This window comes from Phenylobacterium sp., assembly GCF_031425575.1.
Taxonomy (GTDB): Bacteria; Pseudomonadota; Alphaproteobacteria; order Caulobacterales; family Caulobacteraceae; genus Phenylobacterium.
The window spans coordinates 1-14,270 of sequence record NZ_JANPJP010000113.1; the positions used below are offsets into that span (position 1 = coordinate 1).

Genomic DNA, 14,270 nt, shown 5'->3' on the forward strand with positions numbered 1-14,270 from the left:
CTCTCCATGCGGCAGAAGGACCGGGAGCGGGAATATGCCGACGGCTTCCCCGACCTGCTGGACCTGCTGGTAGCCTCCGTCGAGGCAGGCCTCTCCCTCGACGCCGCCGTCGGCCGGGTCACCGACGAGCTGGCCCGCCGCTATCCGCGCCTGACCATCCACCTGCGCATGCTGACCCTGGAACTCCGCGCCGGCAAATCTCGCAAGGAGGCTTGGACCGCCTTCGCCGACCGCCTGGGCATCGACGACGCACGCGCCTTCGCCACTATGCTGCGCCAGGCCGAGGACATGGGCACCAGCTTGGGCGAGACCCTCTCGGTCTTCTCCCAGGACATGCGCCAGAAGCGGATGCTGCGGGCCGAGGAAAAGGCCCTGGCTCTGCCGGTGAAGCTCACCGTCCCCCTTATCCTGTTCATCTTCCCCTGCCTGCTGGGGGTCCTGCTGCTCCCCGCCGCCTTCCGGCTGACCCAGGTCTTCAACTAGGCGTAGGCACCTTGGCAGCCTCGTCCAGCAACCAGTCCCGGAACGCCGAGGCGGTGGGCCGGGCAGGTCCCGGCGGCAGGATCAGGTAGAACTGGGCGGGCGTCCGCACGAACCCCACCGGCGCCGCCAGCCGTCCCGCCTCGATGTCGCCCGCCACATAGACGAAGGGGCTGAGCCCCACGCCCAGGCCCGCCACCGCCGCCTCAAGCATGTAGAACAGATGCTCGAACTCACGGTTCTGCGCCGCCTCGGGCAACGAGAGCCCTGTGTGGCTTTCCCACTCCGACCAGGCCTGCAGGTGGGGCCGAGTGTGCAGTCGCGGTAGGCTGGCGAAGGCCTTCACCCCAGGCGTGGCGCCGGTCAGCTGCGGCGCGGCCACAGGGCCGTGGAAATTCTCGAGAAAGGCGATGGCCTCCCCGCCGTGAACCGGCACGTGCTCGGTCAGCCGGATGGCGGCGTCATAGCGCTCGCGGGCGAAATCGGCCGGCGCGAAGCTCTCGGTCACCCGCACCCGCAGGCCCGGATGCCGATCATGGAACGACCCGAGCCGTGGGATCAGCCACCGCATGGCGAAGGTGCCCAGGCAGGACAGGTGCAGCTCGGTGTCGGCCGCCGACTTCAGGTCCGCCAGGGTCCGCTCCACCCGGTCAAACGCCCCCGACAGCGACGCCGCCAGCCGCTCGCCGGCGTCGGTCAGCTTCAGCCGGTGCCGGGGTCCTTCGGTGAGGGGCAGGCCCACCGCCTCCTCCAGGCTGCGGATTTGCCGGCTGATCGCACCGTGCGTGACGCACAGCTCGTCCGCAGCCGTGGTCATCTTGCCCAGCCGCGCGAACGCCTCGAAGGCGCGCAGGGCGGTCAGGGGTGGAAGCGAACGTCGCGTCATCGCCAACTCTGTGATCTCAGCTCACAAGAATAGCACCGTTATATCGTTTGTTGCGATGCATCAATTTCTCCCATCTTGGCGCGAGGTCACCGACCCAGGGGATTTGGTCATGAGCGACACCGCCACATTCGACTGGGCCCCTCCGCCCCGCGCGCCCTTCCGCCCGGCCATGCCCGAGCGCCCCGAGGACTGGCTGCCGGTGTGGCGGATCTTCGTGGACAAGGCGGCGCAGAACGCCCTGAACGGCTGGCCGAAACAGGCCTTCGACGACCACTACAAGGCCCGCAAGGTCCTGACCCTGCACTACCACTTCATCAGCGATCCGGCCGCCATCCAGCACGTCCTGATGGACAAGCTCGGCAATTATCAGAAGCCCCCGCTGGTGAATAAGATGCTCAGCGTCGCCCTGGGCCAGGGCCTGCTCACCACCGACGGCGAGGCCTGGCGCGAGCAGCGGCGGATGATGGCCCCGGTCTTCACCCCCCACATGGTCACCGAGTTCACCCCGACCTTCGTCCGCATCGCCCAGCAGACCGGCGACCGCTGGGCCACCGGCGACAGTGACGTCATCGACGTGGCGGCCGAAAGCCTGCGCACCACCTTCGACATCATCAACGCCACCCTCTTCTCGTCAGCGGCCGGCTTCACGGCGCAGGAGGCGTCCGGCCACATGGCCGCGGTGATGAAGGCCCTGACCCAGTACCGCCTGGGCCCGATCATCGGCATGCCCTGGCTCGACCAGAACCCGGTCCAGTGGCGCGGGGCGGCGGGCCGCCGCTTCATCATCGGCCGGCTGGCGGAGTTCATCGCCCGGCGGCAGGCCGACCCCGCCCCGCCCCAGGACTTCATGACCCGGGTGATTGACGCCTTCAGCGCCACCCATCCGGCCAAGGAGGCCGCCAGGCTGGCCCTGGACAACGCCGTCACCTTCCTGGGCGCCGGCCACGAGACCACCGCCAACGCCCTGACCTGGGCCCTCTACCTGCTCAGTCGCGACCGTCAGGCCCAGGAATGGGCCGGCGAGGAGGCGCGCGCCGCCTGGGACGCCGGGGGAACCCCCGAGGAGGTCCTGACCCGCCTGCCCTATCTGAAGATGGTCTGGGAGGAGACCCTGCGCCTCTATCCGCCGGCCGTGCGCATCGACCGCGAGGCCATGGGCGACGACGAGCTCTGCGGCCACCGGGTGCGCAAGGGCGACCAGGTTTCGATCTGGCCCTGGATCGTCCACCGCCACCGCCGGCTGTGGAACGAACCCGACGCCTTCAATCCGGAGAACTTCCACCCGGAGGCCAAGGCCGCGCACCATCGCTTCCAGTACATCCCCTTCGGCGCCGGCCCCCGGGTCTGCATCGGAGCGGCCTTCGCCCAGGCAGAGGGCCTGCTGGTGCTCTCCCACTGGCTGGCCCGCTTCCGCTTCCGCCCCGTCGCAGGCCACACCGTCGAACCCACCGGCGACATCGCCATCCGCCCGAAGGGCGGCCTGCCGCTGATCGTGGAGCGGGTGTAGGCGTCCCGGCCCTTGTGGCGCAGCAACCCGCTAGATATCGGCCCTGAAACAACAAACTCCGCTGTTCTCCGGGTTTGGTCCTAGTCCTTTCCGCCGCTGGCGCGTTAAGGACATCGGCGATGCTGAAAACACCCTCTCCCTCTGTGGGCGTCTCCGAGACGCGCGTCCGCTCCGGGACGCGCGACGAGCCGCCGCTGCGCATCGCCTTCCTCTCCTACCGGTCCGATCCCCGTGTCGGCGGACAGGGCGTCTATCTCAGCCAGGCCGCCGCGGCCCTGGCCCGCCGGGGCCATCAGGTCGATATCCTGTCGGGCCCGCCCTACCCCGACGTGCCCGAGGGCGTACGCCTGATCCAGCTGCCGTCGCTGGACCTCTACAACCAGCCGCACAACGGCCACCGCGCCCTGCGCTGGAAGCACCTGCTGAGCTGGACCGACACCGCCGAGTATTTCGGCCACTGGGCCGGCAGGTTCATGGAACCCTGGACCTTCGGGCGCCGCGCGGCGAAGTACCTGCGCACCCACCGCCGCGACTATGACGTGGTGCTGGACAACCAGTCCCTCAGCTCCGGCCTGCTGGCCATCGAGCGCACCGGCCTGCCCGTGGTCGGCGTCATTCACCACCCGATCCGCCGCGACCTGGAGCTGGCGCTCGCTGCCGAACCCCAGTGGGGCATGCGCCTGCTGACCCGCCAGTGGTATTCGTTCCTGAAGATGCAGGAGAAGGTCGCCCCGCGCCTGGCCGAGGTGATCCTGGTCTCTGAGGCCGCAGCCACCGACGTCGCCGCCTGCCTCAAGGTCGACCGCCGGGCCATGACCGTGATCCACCTGGGCATCGACCAGGACACCTTCAAACCTCAGCCCGACATCCGCCGCCGCGACAATCGCCTGCTCACCACCGCCAGCGCGGACGTGCCGCTGAAGGGTCTGAAGCACCTGATCGAGGCCTATTCCATCCTGCTGGAGCGCTATCCACGCCTCGAGCTCGTGGTCATCGGCAAGCTGCGCGAGGGCCCCACCGCCGAGCTGCTGGACGACCTCAACCTGCTGGACCGGGTCAGCTTCATCCACGATCTCAGCAACGACGAGATGGCCGAGCAGTACGCGCGCGCCACCATCTGCGTGACTCCGTCCCTCTACGAAGGCTTCGGCCTGCCCGCCGCCGAGGCCATGAGCTGCGGCGCCCCCGTGGTGGTCACCGACGGCGGCTCCCTGCCCGAAGTGGTCGGCGACGCAGGCGTCGTCGTGCCCAAGGGTGACAGCGCCGCCCTGGCCCGCGCCATCGCCGCCCTGCTGGACGATCCGGCCCGCCGCGCCGACCTGGGCGCCGCCGCCCGCCAACGCGCCCGCAAGGCCTTCTCCTGGGATCGCGCCGCCGAGGCCTATGAGGCGATCCTGCGCCGCGCCATCGCCAACAAATGCTGACCGTCCGCCTCGAAACCCTGGGCCTCAAGGCCGGTGCCTGGGTGCTGGACCTGGGCTGCGGCGAGGGGCGTCACGTCCACGGCGTCCATATGATCCCCGGCGTCAACGTCGTGGGCCTGGATCTCGATATCGCGAGCCTGGTGAAGGCGCGCGACGGCCTCGACCACCTGCCGCCCGTGACCGAAGGCGCCGCCACAGGGTTCCTGTCCGGCGACGCCTACCGCCTGCCCTTCGCCGACAACGCCTTCGACGTGGTGATCTGCTCTGAGGTGCTGGAGCATCTGCACGAGTACGAACGGGCCCTGGCCGAGATCCGCCGGGTGCTGAAGCCCGGCGGCCGCTTCGTCCCCACCGTGCCGCGCGCGTGGCCCGAGCGCATCTGTTGGGCCCTGGCGCCCGGCAAGGACGGCTATGCCGACCAGCCCGGCGGCCACGTCCGCATCTTCCACGAACCCGACCTGCGCAAATCCATCAGCGACCTCGGCTTTTCCTACCGCGGCAAGCACTACGCCCACGCCCTGCACTCGCCCTACTGGTGGCTGAAGTGCGCCTTCTGGGACCGCCGCGACGACCATCCGCTGGTGAAGCTCTACCACCGCTTCCTGGTCTGGGACCTGATGGACCGCCCCGCCCTCACCCGGGTGCTGGAGGCGATCGCCAACCCCTTGGCGGGCAAGAGCGTGGCGCTCTACTTCCGCAAGGCGCCCGCATGAGCCTGGCCTTCGACCGCGTCGGCGGCCCGCTCGCGCCCTTCACCGGCGCCCTGGACGTCATCCTGGCCCAGCAACAGGCCAATGGGGCCATCCCCTGGTTCGATAAGGGCCCCTGGGACCCCTGGAACCATGCCGAATGCCTGATGGCGCTGGGCGCCATGGGCGAGTTCGAGGCGGCGGATCGAGGCTTCGAATACCTGGCCTGGTCGCAGGAACAGTCCGGCGCCTGGCTCGGCGAGTACGGCAACACCCTGCCCATGGCCGACCGCCTCCATATGGCGAGGACCCCGGCCGCCGCCTTCCGCGACTCCAACTTCGCCGCCTATCCCGCCGTGGCCCTGTGGCACCGCTACCGGCTCGACAACGACCTGGCCTTCGCCCGCCGCTACTGGCCGATGGTGAAATCCGCCATCGACTTCGTGCTCACCCTGCAGCACCCGCAGGGCGACATCTCCTGGTCCCAGGAAGCCTTCGGCACTGGCGCCGATGATGCCGTCCTGGCCGGCAACGCGTCGATCTTCAAGAGCCTCGACTGCGCGCTCAAGCTGGCCGACCTGCTGGACGAACCGCAGCCCGGTTGGCGCCTGGCCAAGGACCGCCTGAGCTGCGCCATCCGCAACGCACCCGCTCGCTTCGATCGGCTGCAGGACCGTTCCGACTTCGCCATGGATTGGTACTATCCGGCCCTGGCTGGGGTTCTGTCGCCGGGCGCGTCCTTCGCCCGCCTCGAGGCCCGCGCCCCGCGCTTCGCGGTCCTGGGCCGCGGCTGCCGCTGCGTGGCCAGCGAGCCCTGGGTGACGGTGGCGGAGTCCTGCGAACTGGCCATGGCTTTGCTCAGCCTCGGCGCCCGGGCCGCCGCCTGCGCCCTGCTGGACTCCCAGCTCAACCACCGCGACGGCGACGGCGCCTTCTGGATGGGCTGGCAGTTCGCCGAACAGATCGTCTGGCCCCGCGAGCGCCCCACCTGGACCCAAGCCGCCGCCATCCTCGCCTTCGACGCCCGGCTCGGCGCCTCGGCGGCCTCAGACGTGCTGATCTCGCGAACCTGACTCAAACGAGCTCGTCATTCCTAGCCGGGCGTTCGCGGGAGGCGACAAGTCGCTGTCGTCATAATCCAATGTCCGCTCTTCGCACTGGACCCAATTTCCCTTTTCGACCCTTGCCAGCCGTTGGCGGCGTCTTTGGCGGCGCCCTTCCCTCAACATGATCGATCATAGAAGATCGACGGACTCAGTGGTCGCGACTAGGCATTGCACATGCTGCTCAAGGTCTTGCGCTTCGCCCTTCCCCTACTGGCCATCACCATCGTCGGTTGGGGCACGATCGCGGTTGCGGCCGAGGTGATCAGCCGGTCCAAGCCGCCGCGGGGCCGGATGGTCGACGTGGGAGGGCATGAGCTGCGCCTCGTCTGTGAAGGCCCCAAGTCCGAACGTCCGATCGTCTGGATGGAGGCAGGGGCGTTCAGCGGGGCTGCGGATTTCGCGGCGATCCAGCAGAAGCTGACCGCCAAGGGCTACCGCTCCTGCGCCTACGACCGGGCCGGTATGGGGTATTCGCAGGCGGGTCCCCGGCCGCGCGATGGGAACGCCATCGTCGGCGACCTTAAGGGCTTGATGGCCGCTTCAGGTGAGGCCGGACCCTATGTGCTGATGGGGCACTCCATGGCTGGCCTGTATCTGCACCAGTTCGCCGCGCAAAATTCCGATCAGGTGGTGGGGCTGGTGCTGCTGGACGCGGTGACGCCAGAGCTTTTGCAGGCGCCCGGTGTCACGGGGTTCGCCGATCGGATGCACGACATCGCGCGGCTCGGATCGGTCGCCGGAACGCTTGGCCTGACCAAGCCGCTCTACTGGTGGGGCGACCGCATCGGCCTGCCGCCGCGGGGCAAGGCGGAGAAACGGCGCGGCTTTGTTTCCGGCCGCCAGAGCCGCACCGCCTACGCCGAGGTGCAGATGTGGCGCACCGCAGGCGAGCAGGCCGCGGCGGCAGGTTCCTTATCCCCCCAATGGCCGGTTGCGGTGATCACCGCCGGGCCGTCAGCCAGGGGCTCGGCCTGGGGCGAACTGCGCCAGGCGCCGGCGCGGCGTTCCGCTGCGCCCATGGTCGTAGCGATCGCCGGCGCGAACCACAGGACAATGCTGGGGCTGGTCCACGGCGACCATGCGGTGGAGGGCGTGGAGCATGTGGTGAAGGCGGAACGCCGAAGCTCCGGCAACCCCTGAAATGCCTGCGCCGCCCGAAGTTCGCGGACTCGCGTCCCGCGAGCCGAGGTCAAACCCGCCGCAACACCCGCAAACTCTTCACCGCCGCCACCTCCTTGTAGAGGTCGGACGCCAGCGCCCGTTGATAGATCTCGAAGGGGGGGCGGCCGCCGTCCGCCGGATCGGGAAACACGTCGTGGATGGCGAGCGTCCCGCCCGCCATCAGGTGCGGCGTCCAATGGTGCCAGTCGCCGAGCGCGTGCTCCATGGTGTGGCCGCCGTCGATGAACAAGAAGCTCAGCGGCGTCGCCCAGGCCTTGGCGATCAGGGCCGAGCGGCCCACCACCGGGAAGACCACATCCTCCAGGCCCGCACGGCGCAGGGTGGTGCGCAGGAACGGCAGGGTGTCCATGGCGCCCGCCGCGTCATCCCAAAGTTCGGCGTCGTGATACTCCCAACCCGGCTGGTTCTCCTCGGAACCCCGATGATGGTCGACGGAGAACAACACCCCGCCCGCCGCCTGGCAGGCTGTGCCCAGATAGACCGCCGACTTGCCGCAATAGGCGCCGATCTCCAGGCACGGCCCGCGCGGCGCGCAAGCCAGGGCCGCGTCATAGAGGGCCGCGCCCTCCGCCGGATCCATGAAGCCTTTGACGCTGTCGATATCGATGGGGAGTTTCATGGCGCTCTCCTAGCAGAGGCGGGGCGGCTGGCGTAACAGTCGTCACAGCTCTTCGAAGGTCCCCCATGCGCCCCATCCTGCTGACCGCCCTCCTCGCCTTCCCCCTGCTCACCGCGGCCGCCAAGCCGCAGCCCGAGCTGGTGCAGATCGCCAAGGCGGTTCAGCAGGACCGGTTGAAGGCCACCATCACAAAGTTGGTGGGCTTCGGCACCCGGCACACCCTGTCGGACCGCGCCTCCCCCACCCGTGGCATCGGCGCCGCCGAGCGCTGGACCGCCGCCGAATTCGAGGCGATCTCCAAGGACTGCGGCGGCTGCCTGACGGTGGCCGTGCCCAAGCAGACCTTCACCGGCCGCCGCGTGCCCAACCCCACCGAGATCGGCGCCATCCTGGCCATCCAGAAGGGGACCACCGATCCGGACCGGGTGATCGTCATCTCCGGCCACATCGACAGCCGGGTCACCGATGTCATGGACGCCACCTCCGACGCGCCGGGCGCCAATGACGACGGCTCGGGCGTGGCCGCTGTCATCGAGGCCGCGCGCGTGCTGTCCAAGCACAAGTTCCCCGCCACCCTGGTCTTCGCGGTGCTGGAGGGCGAGGAACAGGGCCTCTACGGCGGCAAGGTGCTGGCCGCCTACGCTAAGGAGAAGGGCTGGCGGGTCGAGGCCGACCTGAACAACGACATCATCGGCAACACCCGAGGCGCCAGCGGCGTCCACAACGACCGCCAGGTCCGCGTCTTCTCCGAGGGTACCAAGGCGGTGGAGACCCAGGAACAGGCCAACAGCCGCCGCTACAACGGCGGCGAGGTGGACTCGCCGTCGCGCAACCTCGCCCGCTTCGCCGACGGCCTGGCCGACACCTATCTGAAGGATCTCGACGTGGTGATGGTCTATCGCACCGACCGCTACGGTCGGGGGGGCGACCAGGTGGAGATGCTCAACGCCGGCATCCCCGCCATCCGCGTCACCGAGGCCGCCGAGCACTATGACCGCCAGCACCAGGACCTGCGCACCGAGAACGGCCGGGTCTATGGCGACACCATCGACGGAGTCGACTTCCCCTATCTGGCCAAGGTCACGCAACTGAACGTGGTGATGATGGCGGCGCTCGCCCGCGCGCCCGCCCCGCCCGAGGGCGTGAAGATCGAGGGCGCGGTCTCGCCTGACACCAAGCTCTCCTGGACCGCCAGCCCCGGCGCGGCGCGCTACCGCGTCCACTGGCGCGAGACCACGGCCCCGCGTTGGCAGCATTCTAAGGACACCCCGGCCACCGCCGAGACGCTGAAGAATGTTGTCATCGACGACTGGTTCTTCGGGGTCTCGGCTATCTCCGCCGACGGCTACGAGAGCCCGGTGGTGTTCCCCGGGGCCGCGGGATCGTTCAGCGTCACCAAATAGGCGCGGGCTCTAGGGCGCGTAGCTTGAGCGCGCCTTCACGCCCCAGTGGCCGTTCTCCAGCGTGATCACATAGATGGAGTCGAACCCGCCGATCACGCTCCCGTCCTTGCGGTAGCGCGTGAAGCGCGTGTCGATATGCACCTTGTCAGCGCCCGCATGGATCACCTCGCGCCGTTCCCAGGCCGAGTGGTCCCACTCCGCCAGGGCGCCCTTGTCGAACATGCCCGGCTTGTGGTCGCCCGCCTGCAGGATCACCAGGGTCCCCGAGGCCAGCCTCACGCTCGGGAAGTTGAAGGTGGCGTCCCAGCGCGCCACGTCCCGTGCATTGAACCCCGCCATGAACTCGTCCAGCACGCCTTGGGCGGCGGCGATCTCGGCTGCGAACTGCGTCATCGTCTTCTCCCTCTTTGCTGCTAGCATCACGCGCTAATCTCGGGAGGCAAGCATGAACCGGCTGATCATCGGCGGCGCCGCGGCGCTCATCGCGCTCGGCGCACTGACCACCACGGCGGTCGTCGCCAAGGAAAAGTCGAAGACCACCTTCTTCGTCACCAGCATCGGCCCCGGCAAAGGCGGCGACCTGGGCGGGCTGAAGGGCGCCGACGCCTGGTGCCAGAAGCTGGCGAAGGACGCCGGGATCGGCGACCACGCGTGGCGCGCCTACCTCTCGTCCACCAACACCAAGGGCAAGGCGATCCACGCCCGCGACCGCATCGGCAAGGGCCCGTGGTTCAACGCCAAGGGCGTGCAGATCGCCTCCAGCCTGGATGACCTGCACAGCGAGGCCGCGCTGACCAGCAAGGCCAATTCCCTCGACGAGAAGGGAAACCCCGTCAAAGGCCGCGGCGACAGCCCCAACCAGCACGACATCATGACCGGCTCGCTGGCCGACGGCCGCCTGGCCCCGCCGGTGGCCTCACCCCTGCCCGCCAACGCGCCGACCGGAACCCCGGCCCCGGTCGCCCCGCCGAACCTGACCTGCAACAACTGGACGTCCTCGGCCGAGAGCCGGACTATGGTCGGCCACCACGACCGCATCGGCGGCGGCCAGCACCCCACCTCCTGGAACTCCGCCCACCAGACCCGCAGCTGCTCCCAGCCCGACCTGGTGGCGACCGGCGGCGCGGGCCTCTTCTACTGCTTCGCGGCGAAGTGAGCGTGACAGCCGAAAGTGGACCCCGGTTTCGGCGCCCGTCACGCGACCAAGCAAAAATGGCTAGCGCAAGCTAGCTAGCCGGGAGCTCGGCGAGGAAGGCCCGAAGGTCAGCCGCTGACCTGTCGGGGATCTGCTCCATCGGCACATGGCCGACGCCGGGATAGGTGATGAGCTTGGCGCCCGGGATGGCGCTGGCCAACCCACGTCCGGCGGCCACATCGATCACCGTGTCGGCCTCGCCGTGCATCACCAGGGTCGGGGTCTTGATGGTCCCGAACACCGACCGGTCGATCCGCCGCTGCGGCCCGTCGCGGCCCGAGGTCAGGATCGCCCGGTGACCGGGCGCGAGCGCCAGCTCCACATAGCGGTCCACCAGAGCCGGGGTGACCACCGCCTCGTCCACATAGGCCGATTTCAGCCCCCGCGTCGCCAGCGGCCGGGGATTGATGTTGCGCAGCAGGGCGCGGCCCGCCGGATTGCCCAGCAGCTTGAACACCACCGGCGGCTTCTCATTGCCCTTGCTCTCGCGCGGCCAGCCGGCGGCGTCCACCAGCACCAGCCCATTGAGCCGCTGCGGATGGGCGAGCGCATAGGCCCAGGACACCCCGCCCCCCATGGAGTTTCCGACGATCACGAACCGGTCGGCCTTCAGTCGCCGCGTCAGCTCGTCCACCACCGCCACATTGGTCGCCTGGGCGGCGGTATAGCCCTCCGGGGCCCGCGTCAGGCCGTGACCGGGCAGGTCCAGGCTGATGACCCGGTAGTCAGGCGCCAATCGCGTCACCCACGGCTCCCAGGTGTGCAGCGAGGCCGCGAACCCATGCACCAGCACCACGGCCGGCCCATCGGCCCTGCCCTGGTCGCGGTAGTGGACCCGCAGGTCCCCGGGCAGGTCCATGTATTGGGACGCCGGCCCGCCGTACCTGGCCTCCAGGGTCGCGTAGGGGATGTCCTTGGCGGTCAAGGCGCATCCCGCCAGGGCCAGACCCGCCGCGACCACCACCAGTATTCCGACAACCCACTTCATGCCCGCCTCCCCGTTTCGGACAGCAGGCCAGATTGACCCGTGGTCAGGTCAACGCCCTAGCCGCACTTCACCTGTTGTACGATGCCGGTCTGGGCATCGTAGTAGAAGTTCAGCCGCCTGGGGCTGAAGTCCTGGGTCACCGGACAGGTGGTGCAGGCCACACGCTGCAGGGACGGCAGCACCGGGATCGGGATCTCGCTGCGCGGACGCCCGACATACTTCTGCGCCTCCGCCGCCCCGCACTGGTCGGCGGGCGGCGGCGGGGGCGGCGGCGGGCGATAGGCCTGCGGCGGCGGCGGAGCCGGGGCCTCGCTCGCGCAGGCGCTCATCAGCACCAGCGCGGCCGCGCCCGCCAGGATCTTGATCTTCATGCCTGTTTCTCCCAACCGCGAGCCTGCTGCTTCCAGTACGACGCCGGCAGGCCCTCGGCCTTCACCGACTTCCATTGGCGGCGCGCCGTGGCCAGGGCCTCCTCGTCGCCGCCGTCGAACAAGACCACGCACCGGGTATAGTCGCCAAGCTCGCCTGGTTCGGCGCCGTCCACCAGGAAGAGGGCGTCGGCCGCGTTCAGGTTCTCGTCGCTAGTGGTGAGCAGGATCGGCTGCCGCGCCGCGCCCGGCTCATCGGCGGGCGCATGGGGCAGGAAGCTCTCGTCGCGATAGGCCCACAGCCAGCCGTCCAGATGCTCCACGCGCTGGGGACCGGTGGCCCGCACGATGGCCTTCCAGCCGCGCGCCAGGGTCTTCTCCAGCAGCTCGGGCAGGGCCTGGTCCAGGCCCGTCCGCTCCAGATGATAGAACCAGACCTCGCAAGGCTCAGTCATGGTCACCCCGCACTAGGTTCACCAGGGCGCTCGCCACCTCGTCGGGATGGGTTATCATGGCCAGATGATGCCGCGTCAGCCGCAGGGTGGGAATACCCTGCTCACGGGCGACCCGGGCCTCGTCCTCGTAGGCCTTGGAGAGCCGCAGATAGGCCCAGCCGACATCGCCGGGCAGGTCGATCTCCGGCGCCGTCTCTTCCAGATAGGCCAGCGGGGTGGGCGTCAGCTCGGACACGAACGTCTCCCGCAGATCGCCGGCCGGCAAGGTGGCCGCCAGGGCGCCCGGCGGAAACCACTGGTCCCAGGCCGGAACCTCGCCCTCCGTCACCTTGGCCCGCAGCGAGTCGCTTAAGCTCGGCGACGCGGTCTCGAACCATGTCCGCCCCGGATGCGGCAGGATGGCGTCCACGAAGATCACCTGGCTCACCCCGCCCTTCGCCGCCGCGGCCACCGAGGCCGCCAGCGACCCCGCGCCGGAGTGGACCACCAGCACGACGGGATGCATCTGGTCGATCTGCTCGGCCACCCTGGCCGCCAGGGCCGGGTAGTAGGGGGCCTCGATCGCGCCCCAGGCCGGCAGTCTCGGCGCCACGGCCCAGATTCCTCGCGCGGCGAAGTCGCCCGTCACCGCCCGCCAGCAGCTCGCGCCCACCAGCGGGCTATGCAGCAGCGCGAACCGCACGGCGGGTCATCAGCCTTCGTACTTGTCGGCCACCATGCGGTTCAGCAGCCGCACGCCGAAGCCGGTCGCGCCGTCAGGGATGGTGGGGATCGTGGACGGCTTCTTCCAGGCGGTGCCGGCGATGTCCAGGTGGGCCCACGGCACGCCGTTGACGAAGCGCTGGATGAACATGGCCGCGGTGATGGAGCCGCCGGCCCGGCCGCCGGTGTTCTTCATGTCGGCGATCACCGAGTCGATGTTCTTATCGTAGTGGGCCGGCAGCGGCATGCGCCACAGGGGCTCGGCCTCGCCTTCGGACGCCGCCATGAGGTTGGCCGACAGCTCGTCGTTGTTGCTGAACAGGCCCCCGACGTCGTCGCCCAGGGCGACGATGATCGCCCCGGTCAGGGTGGCCAGATCCACAATGAACTTCGGCTTGAACCGCTGCTGGCAGTACCAGACGGCGTCGGCCAGCACGAGGCGGCCCTCGGCGTCGGTGTTGATGATCTCGATGGTCTGGCCCGACATGGAGGTCACCACGTCGCCCGGACGCTGGGCGTTGCCGTCCGGCATGTTCTCCACCAGACCCAGGATGCCCACAGCATTGACCTTGGCCTTGCGCGCCGCCAGCACGTGCATGAGCCCTGACACGGCGGCCGCGCCGCCCATGTCGGTCTTCATGTGCTCCATGCCCTCGGCGCCCTTGATGCTGATGCCGCCGGTGTCGAAGCAGACCCCCTTGCCGATGAAGGCGACGGGCTGGGCGGTCTTGTCGGCCGCGCCGTTCCACTTGAGGATGGCGAGCTGGCTCTCGCGCACGCTCCCCTGCCCCACCCCCAGCAGCGAGCCCATGCCGAGCTTGGCCATATCGGCCTCGCCCAGGATCTCGACCTCTAGGCCCAGTTCTTCCAGCTGCTTTACGCGCTTGGCGAACTCGGCGGGATAGAGGACGTTCGGCGGCTCGGAGACCAGGTCCCGGGCGAAGGCGATGGCGTCGGCCAGGGCCGCCAGGTCGGCGAAGGCGCCGATAGCGCCGTCCACGTCGCTGGTGACGATCTCGGCCCGGGTGATCGAGGGCTTCTTCTCGGGGGCTTCCTTGGTGCGGTACTGGTCGAACCGGTAGGCGGCCAGGCGCACGCCGAAGGCGGCCTTGGCGGCCTGGGCCGCATCACCGGCCAACTGAATTCGCAGCGTGGTCAGGCCCGAGGTCTTCAGGGCGCCATAGGCGCTCGCCGCGGCGTTCTCCGCGCCCATGCCGTCGAACCCGTCGGCCTTGCCGGCGCCCACCAGCAGCACCCGGGCGGCGG

Annotated in this window: 16 protein-coding genes; 8 read left to right on the plus strand and 8 right to left on the minus strand. The window is 69.4% G+C overall.

Features of this window, described 5'->3' with window-relative positions; all coding sequences use genetic code 11:
• Window positions 1–483: type II secretion system F family protein (locus tag RMO97_RS06645; protein WP_310539769.1), on the plus strand; the 483-nt coding region annotated here is incomplete at its 5' end.
• Here the strand turns inward: RMO97_RS06645 and RMO97_RS06650 are convergent.
• Window positions 476–1,366 carry a LysR substrate-binding domain-containing protein gene (locus tag RMO97_RS06650; RefSeq protein WP_310539771.1) on the minus strand — a complete coding sequence of 297 codons (891 nt, stop codon included), beginning with the start codon at window positions 1,364–1,366 and terminating at the stop codon, window positions 476–478. The genes RMO97_RS06645 and RMO97_RS06650 overlap by 8 nt on opposite strands.
• A gap of 109 nt (window positions 1,367–1,475) precedes the next feature.
• On the opposite strand from RMO97_RS06650, the gene RMO97_RS06655 reads away from it, so the two are divergent.
• The 5 genes from RMO97_RS06655 (at window position 1,476) to RMO97_RS06675 (ending at window position 7,232) form a co-directional block, all read left to right on the plus strand.
• Window positions 1,476–2,873, plus strand: coding sequence for a cytochrome P450 (locus RMO97_RS06655; protein WP_310539773.1), 1,398 nt, complete (start codon window positions 1,476–1,478; stop codon window positions 2,871–2,873).
• Between the two features lie 119 nt (window positions 2,874–2,992).
• Window positions 2,993–4,297, plus strand: a complete 1,305-nt coding sequence (locus tag RMO97_RS06660; RefSeq protein ID WP_310539776.1) for a glycosyltransferase family 4 protein — start codon at window positions 2,993–2,995, stop codon at window positions 4,295–4,297.
• A complete protein-coding gene (locus RMO97_RS06665; RefSeq protein WP_310539778.1) occupies window positions 4,291–5,010 on the plus strand; it encodes a class I SAM-dependent methyltransferase in 720 nt (239 codons plus the stop codon). The genes RMO97_RS06660 and RMO97_RS06665 overlap by 7 nt, the downstream gene beginning before the upstream one ends.
• A complete protein-coding gene (locus RMO97_RS06670) occupies window positions 5,007–6,059 on the plus strand; it encodes a hypothetical protein (protein ID WP_310539779.1) in 1,053 nt (350 codons plus the stop codon). The genes RMO97_RS06665 and RMO97_RS06670 overlap by 4 nt, the downstream gene beginning before the upstream one ends.
• A 207-nt stretch (window positions 6,060–6,266) precedes the next feature.
• A complete protein-coding gene (locus RMO97_RS06675; protein WP_310539780.1) occupies window positions 6,267–7,232 on the plus strand; it encodes an alpha/beta fold hydrolase in 966 nt (321 codons plus the stop codon).
• A gap of 49 nt (window positions 7,233–7,281) precedes the next feature.
• Here the strand turns inward: RMO97_RS06675 and RMO97_RS06680 are convergent, their stop codons facing one another.
• The gene (locus RMO97_RS06680) at window positions 7,282–7,893 is read right to left on the minus strand and encodes a class I SAM-dependent methyltransferase (protein ID WP_310539781.1); all 612 of its coding nucleotides are present in this window, start codon (window positions 7,891–7,893) and stop codon (window positions 7,282–7,284) included.
• A gap of 65 nt (window positions 7,894–7,958) precedes the next feature.
• Here RMO97_RS06680 and RMO97_RS06685 point away from each other — a divergent pair, with 65 nt between their 5' ends.
• The gene (locus RMO97_RS06685; protein ID WP_310539782.1) at window positions 7,959–9,296 is read left to right on the plus strand and encodes a M20/M25/M40 family metallo-hydrolase; all 1,338 of its coding nucleotides are present in this window, start codon (window positions 7,959–7,961) and stop codon (window positions 9,294–9,296) included.
• A gap of 9 nt (window positions 9,297–9,305) precedes the next feature.
• Here the strand turns inward: RMO97_RS06685 and RMO97_RS06690 are convergent, their stop codons facing one another.
• A complete protein-coding gene (locus tag RMO97_RS06690) occupies window positions 9,306–9,689 on the minus strand; it encodes a hypothetical protein (protein WP_310539784.1) in 384 nt (127 codons plus the stop codon).
• Window positions 9,690–9,741: 52 nt separating this feature from the next.
• Between RMO97_RS06690 and RMO97_RS06695 the strand changes: the two genes are divergently transcribed.
• The gene (locus tag RMO97_RS06695; protein ID WP_310539785.1) at window positions 9,742–10,452 is read left to right on the plus strand and encodes a hypothetical protein; all 711 of its coding nucleotides are present in this window, start codon (window positions 9,742–9,744) and stop codon (window positions 10,450–10,452) included.
• Window positions 10,453–10,522: 70 nt separating this feature from the next.
• On the opposite strand, the gene RMO97_RS06700 is transcribed toward RMO97_RS06695, so the two are convergent.
• From RMO97_RS06700 to RMO97_RS06720, 5 genes are all read right to left on the minus strand, one after another.
• The gene (locus RMO97_RS06700) at window positions 10,523–11,479 is read right to left on the minus strand and encodes an alpha/beta hydrolase (protein ID WP_310539787.1); all 957 of its coding nucleotides are present in this window, start codon (window positions 11,477–11,479) and stop codon (window positions 10,523–10,525) included.
• Window positions 11,480–11,535: 56 nt separating this feature from the next.
• The gene (locus RMO97_RS06705; protein ID WP_310539789.1) at window positions 11,536–11,850 is read right to left on the minus strand and encodes a peptidase inhibitor I78; all 315 of its coding nucleotides are present in this window, start codon (window positions 11,848–11,850) and stop codon (window positions 11,536–11,538) included.
• Window positions 11,847–12,302, minus strand: a complete 456-nt coding sequence (locus RMO97_RS06710; protein WP_310539790.1) for a DNA polymerase III subunit chi — start codon at window positions 12,300–12,302, stop codon at window positions 11,847–11,849. Before RMO97_RS06710 ends, RMO97_RS06705 begins: the two co-directional genes overlap by 4 nt.
• A complete protein-coding gene (locus RMO97_RS06715; protein WP_310539792.1) occupies window positions 12,295–12,984 on the minus strand; it encodes an alpha/beta fold hydrolase in 690 nt (229 codons plus the stop codon). The genes RMO97_RS06710 and RMO97_RS06715 overlap by 8 nt, the downstream gene beginning before the upstream one ends.
• 9 nt (window positions 12,985–12,993) lie before the next feature.
• Window positions 12,994–14,270, minus strand: a 1,277-nt coding sequence (locus RMO97_RS06720) for a leucyl aminopeptidase (RefSeq protein WP_310539794.1), incomplete at its 5' end; no start/stop codon positions are given.

Bases quoted from the DNA above. Each gene is read 5' to 3' on its own strand.
- RMO97_RS06670 (WP_310539779.1), top strand. From the start codon at position 5,007: ATGAGCCTGGCCTTCGACCGCGTCGGCGGCCCGCTCGCGCCCTTCACC.
- RMO97_RS06665 (WP_310539778.1), top strand. From the start codon at position 4,291: ATGCTGACCGTCCGCCTCGAAACCCTGGGCCTCAAGGCCGGTGCCTGG.
- RMO97_RS06680 (WP_310539781.1), bottom strand. From the start codon at position 7,893: ATGAAACTCCCCATCGATATCGACAGCGTCAAAGGCTTCATGGATCCG.
- RMO97_RS06695 (WP_310539785.1), top strand. From the start codon at position 9,742: ATGAACCGGCTGATCATCGGCGGCGCCGCGGCGCTCATCGCGCTCGGC.
- RMO97_RS06675 (WP_310539780.1), top strand. From the start codon at position 6,267: ATGCTGCTCAAGGTCTTGCGCTTCGCCCTTCCCCTACTGGCCATCACC.
- RMO97_RS06710 (WP_310539790.1), bottom strand. From the start codon at position 12,302: ATGACTGAGCCTTGCGAGGTCTGGTTCTATCATCTGGAGCGGACGGGC.
- RMO97_RS06650 (WP_310539771.1), bottom strand. From the start codon at position 1,366: ATGACGCGACGTTCGCTTCCACCCCTGACCGCCCTGCGCGCCTTCGAG.
- RMO97_RS06700 (WP_310539787.1), bottom strand. From the start codon at position 11,479: ATGAAGTGGGTTGTCGGAATACTGGTGGTGGTCGCGGCGGGTCTGGCC.
- RMO97_RS06685 (WP_310539782.1), top strand. From the start codon at position 7,959: ATGCGCCCCATCCTGCTGACCGCCCTCCTCGCCTTCCCCCTGCTCACC.
- RMO97_RS06660 (WP_310539776.1), top strand. From the start codon at position 2,993: ATGCTGAAAACACCCTCTCCCTCTGTGGGCGTCTCCGAGACGCGCGTC.
- RMO97_RS06705 (WP_310539789.1), bottom strand. From the start codon at position 11,850: ATGAAGATCAAGATCCTGGCGGGCGCGGCCGCGCTGGTGCTGATGAGC.
- RMO97_RS06690 (WP_310539784.1), bottom strand. From the start codon at position 9,689: ATGACGCAGTTCGCAGCCGAGATCGCCGCCGCCCAAGGCGTGCTGGAC.
- RMO97_RS06655 (WP_310539773.1), top strand. From the start codon at position 1,476: ATGAGCGACACCGCCACATTCGACTGGGCCCCTCCGCCCCGCGCGCCC.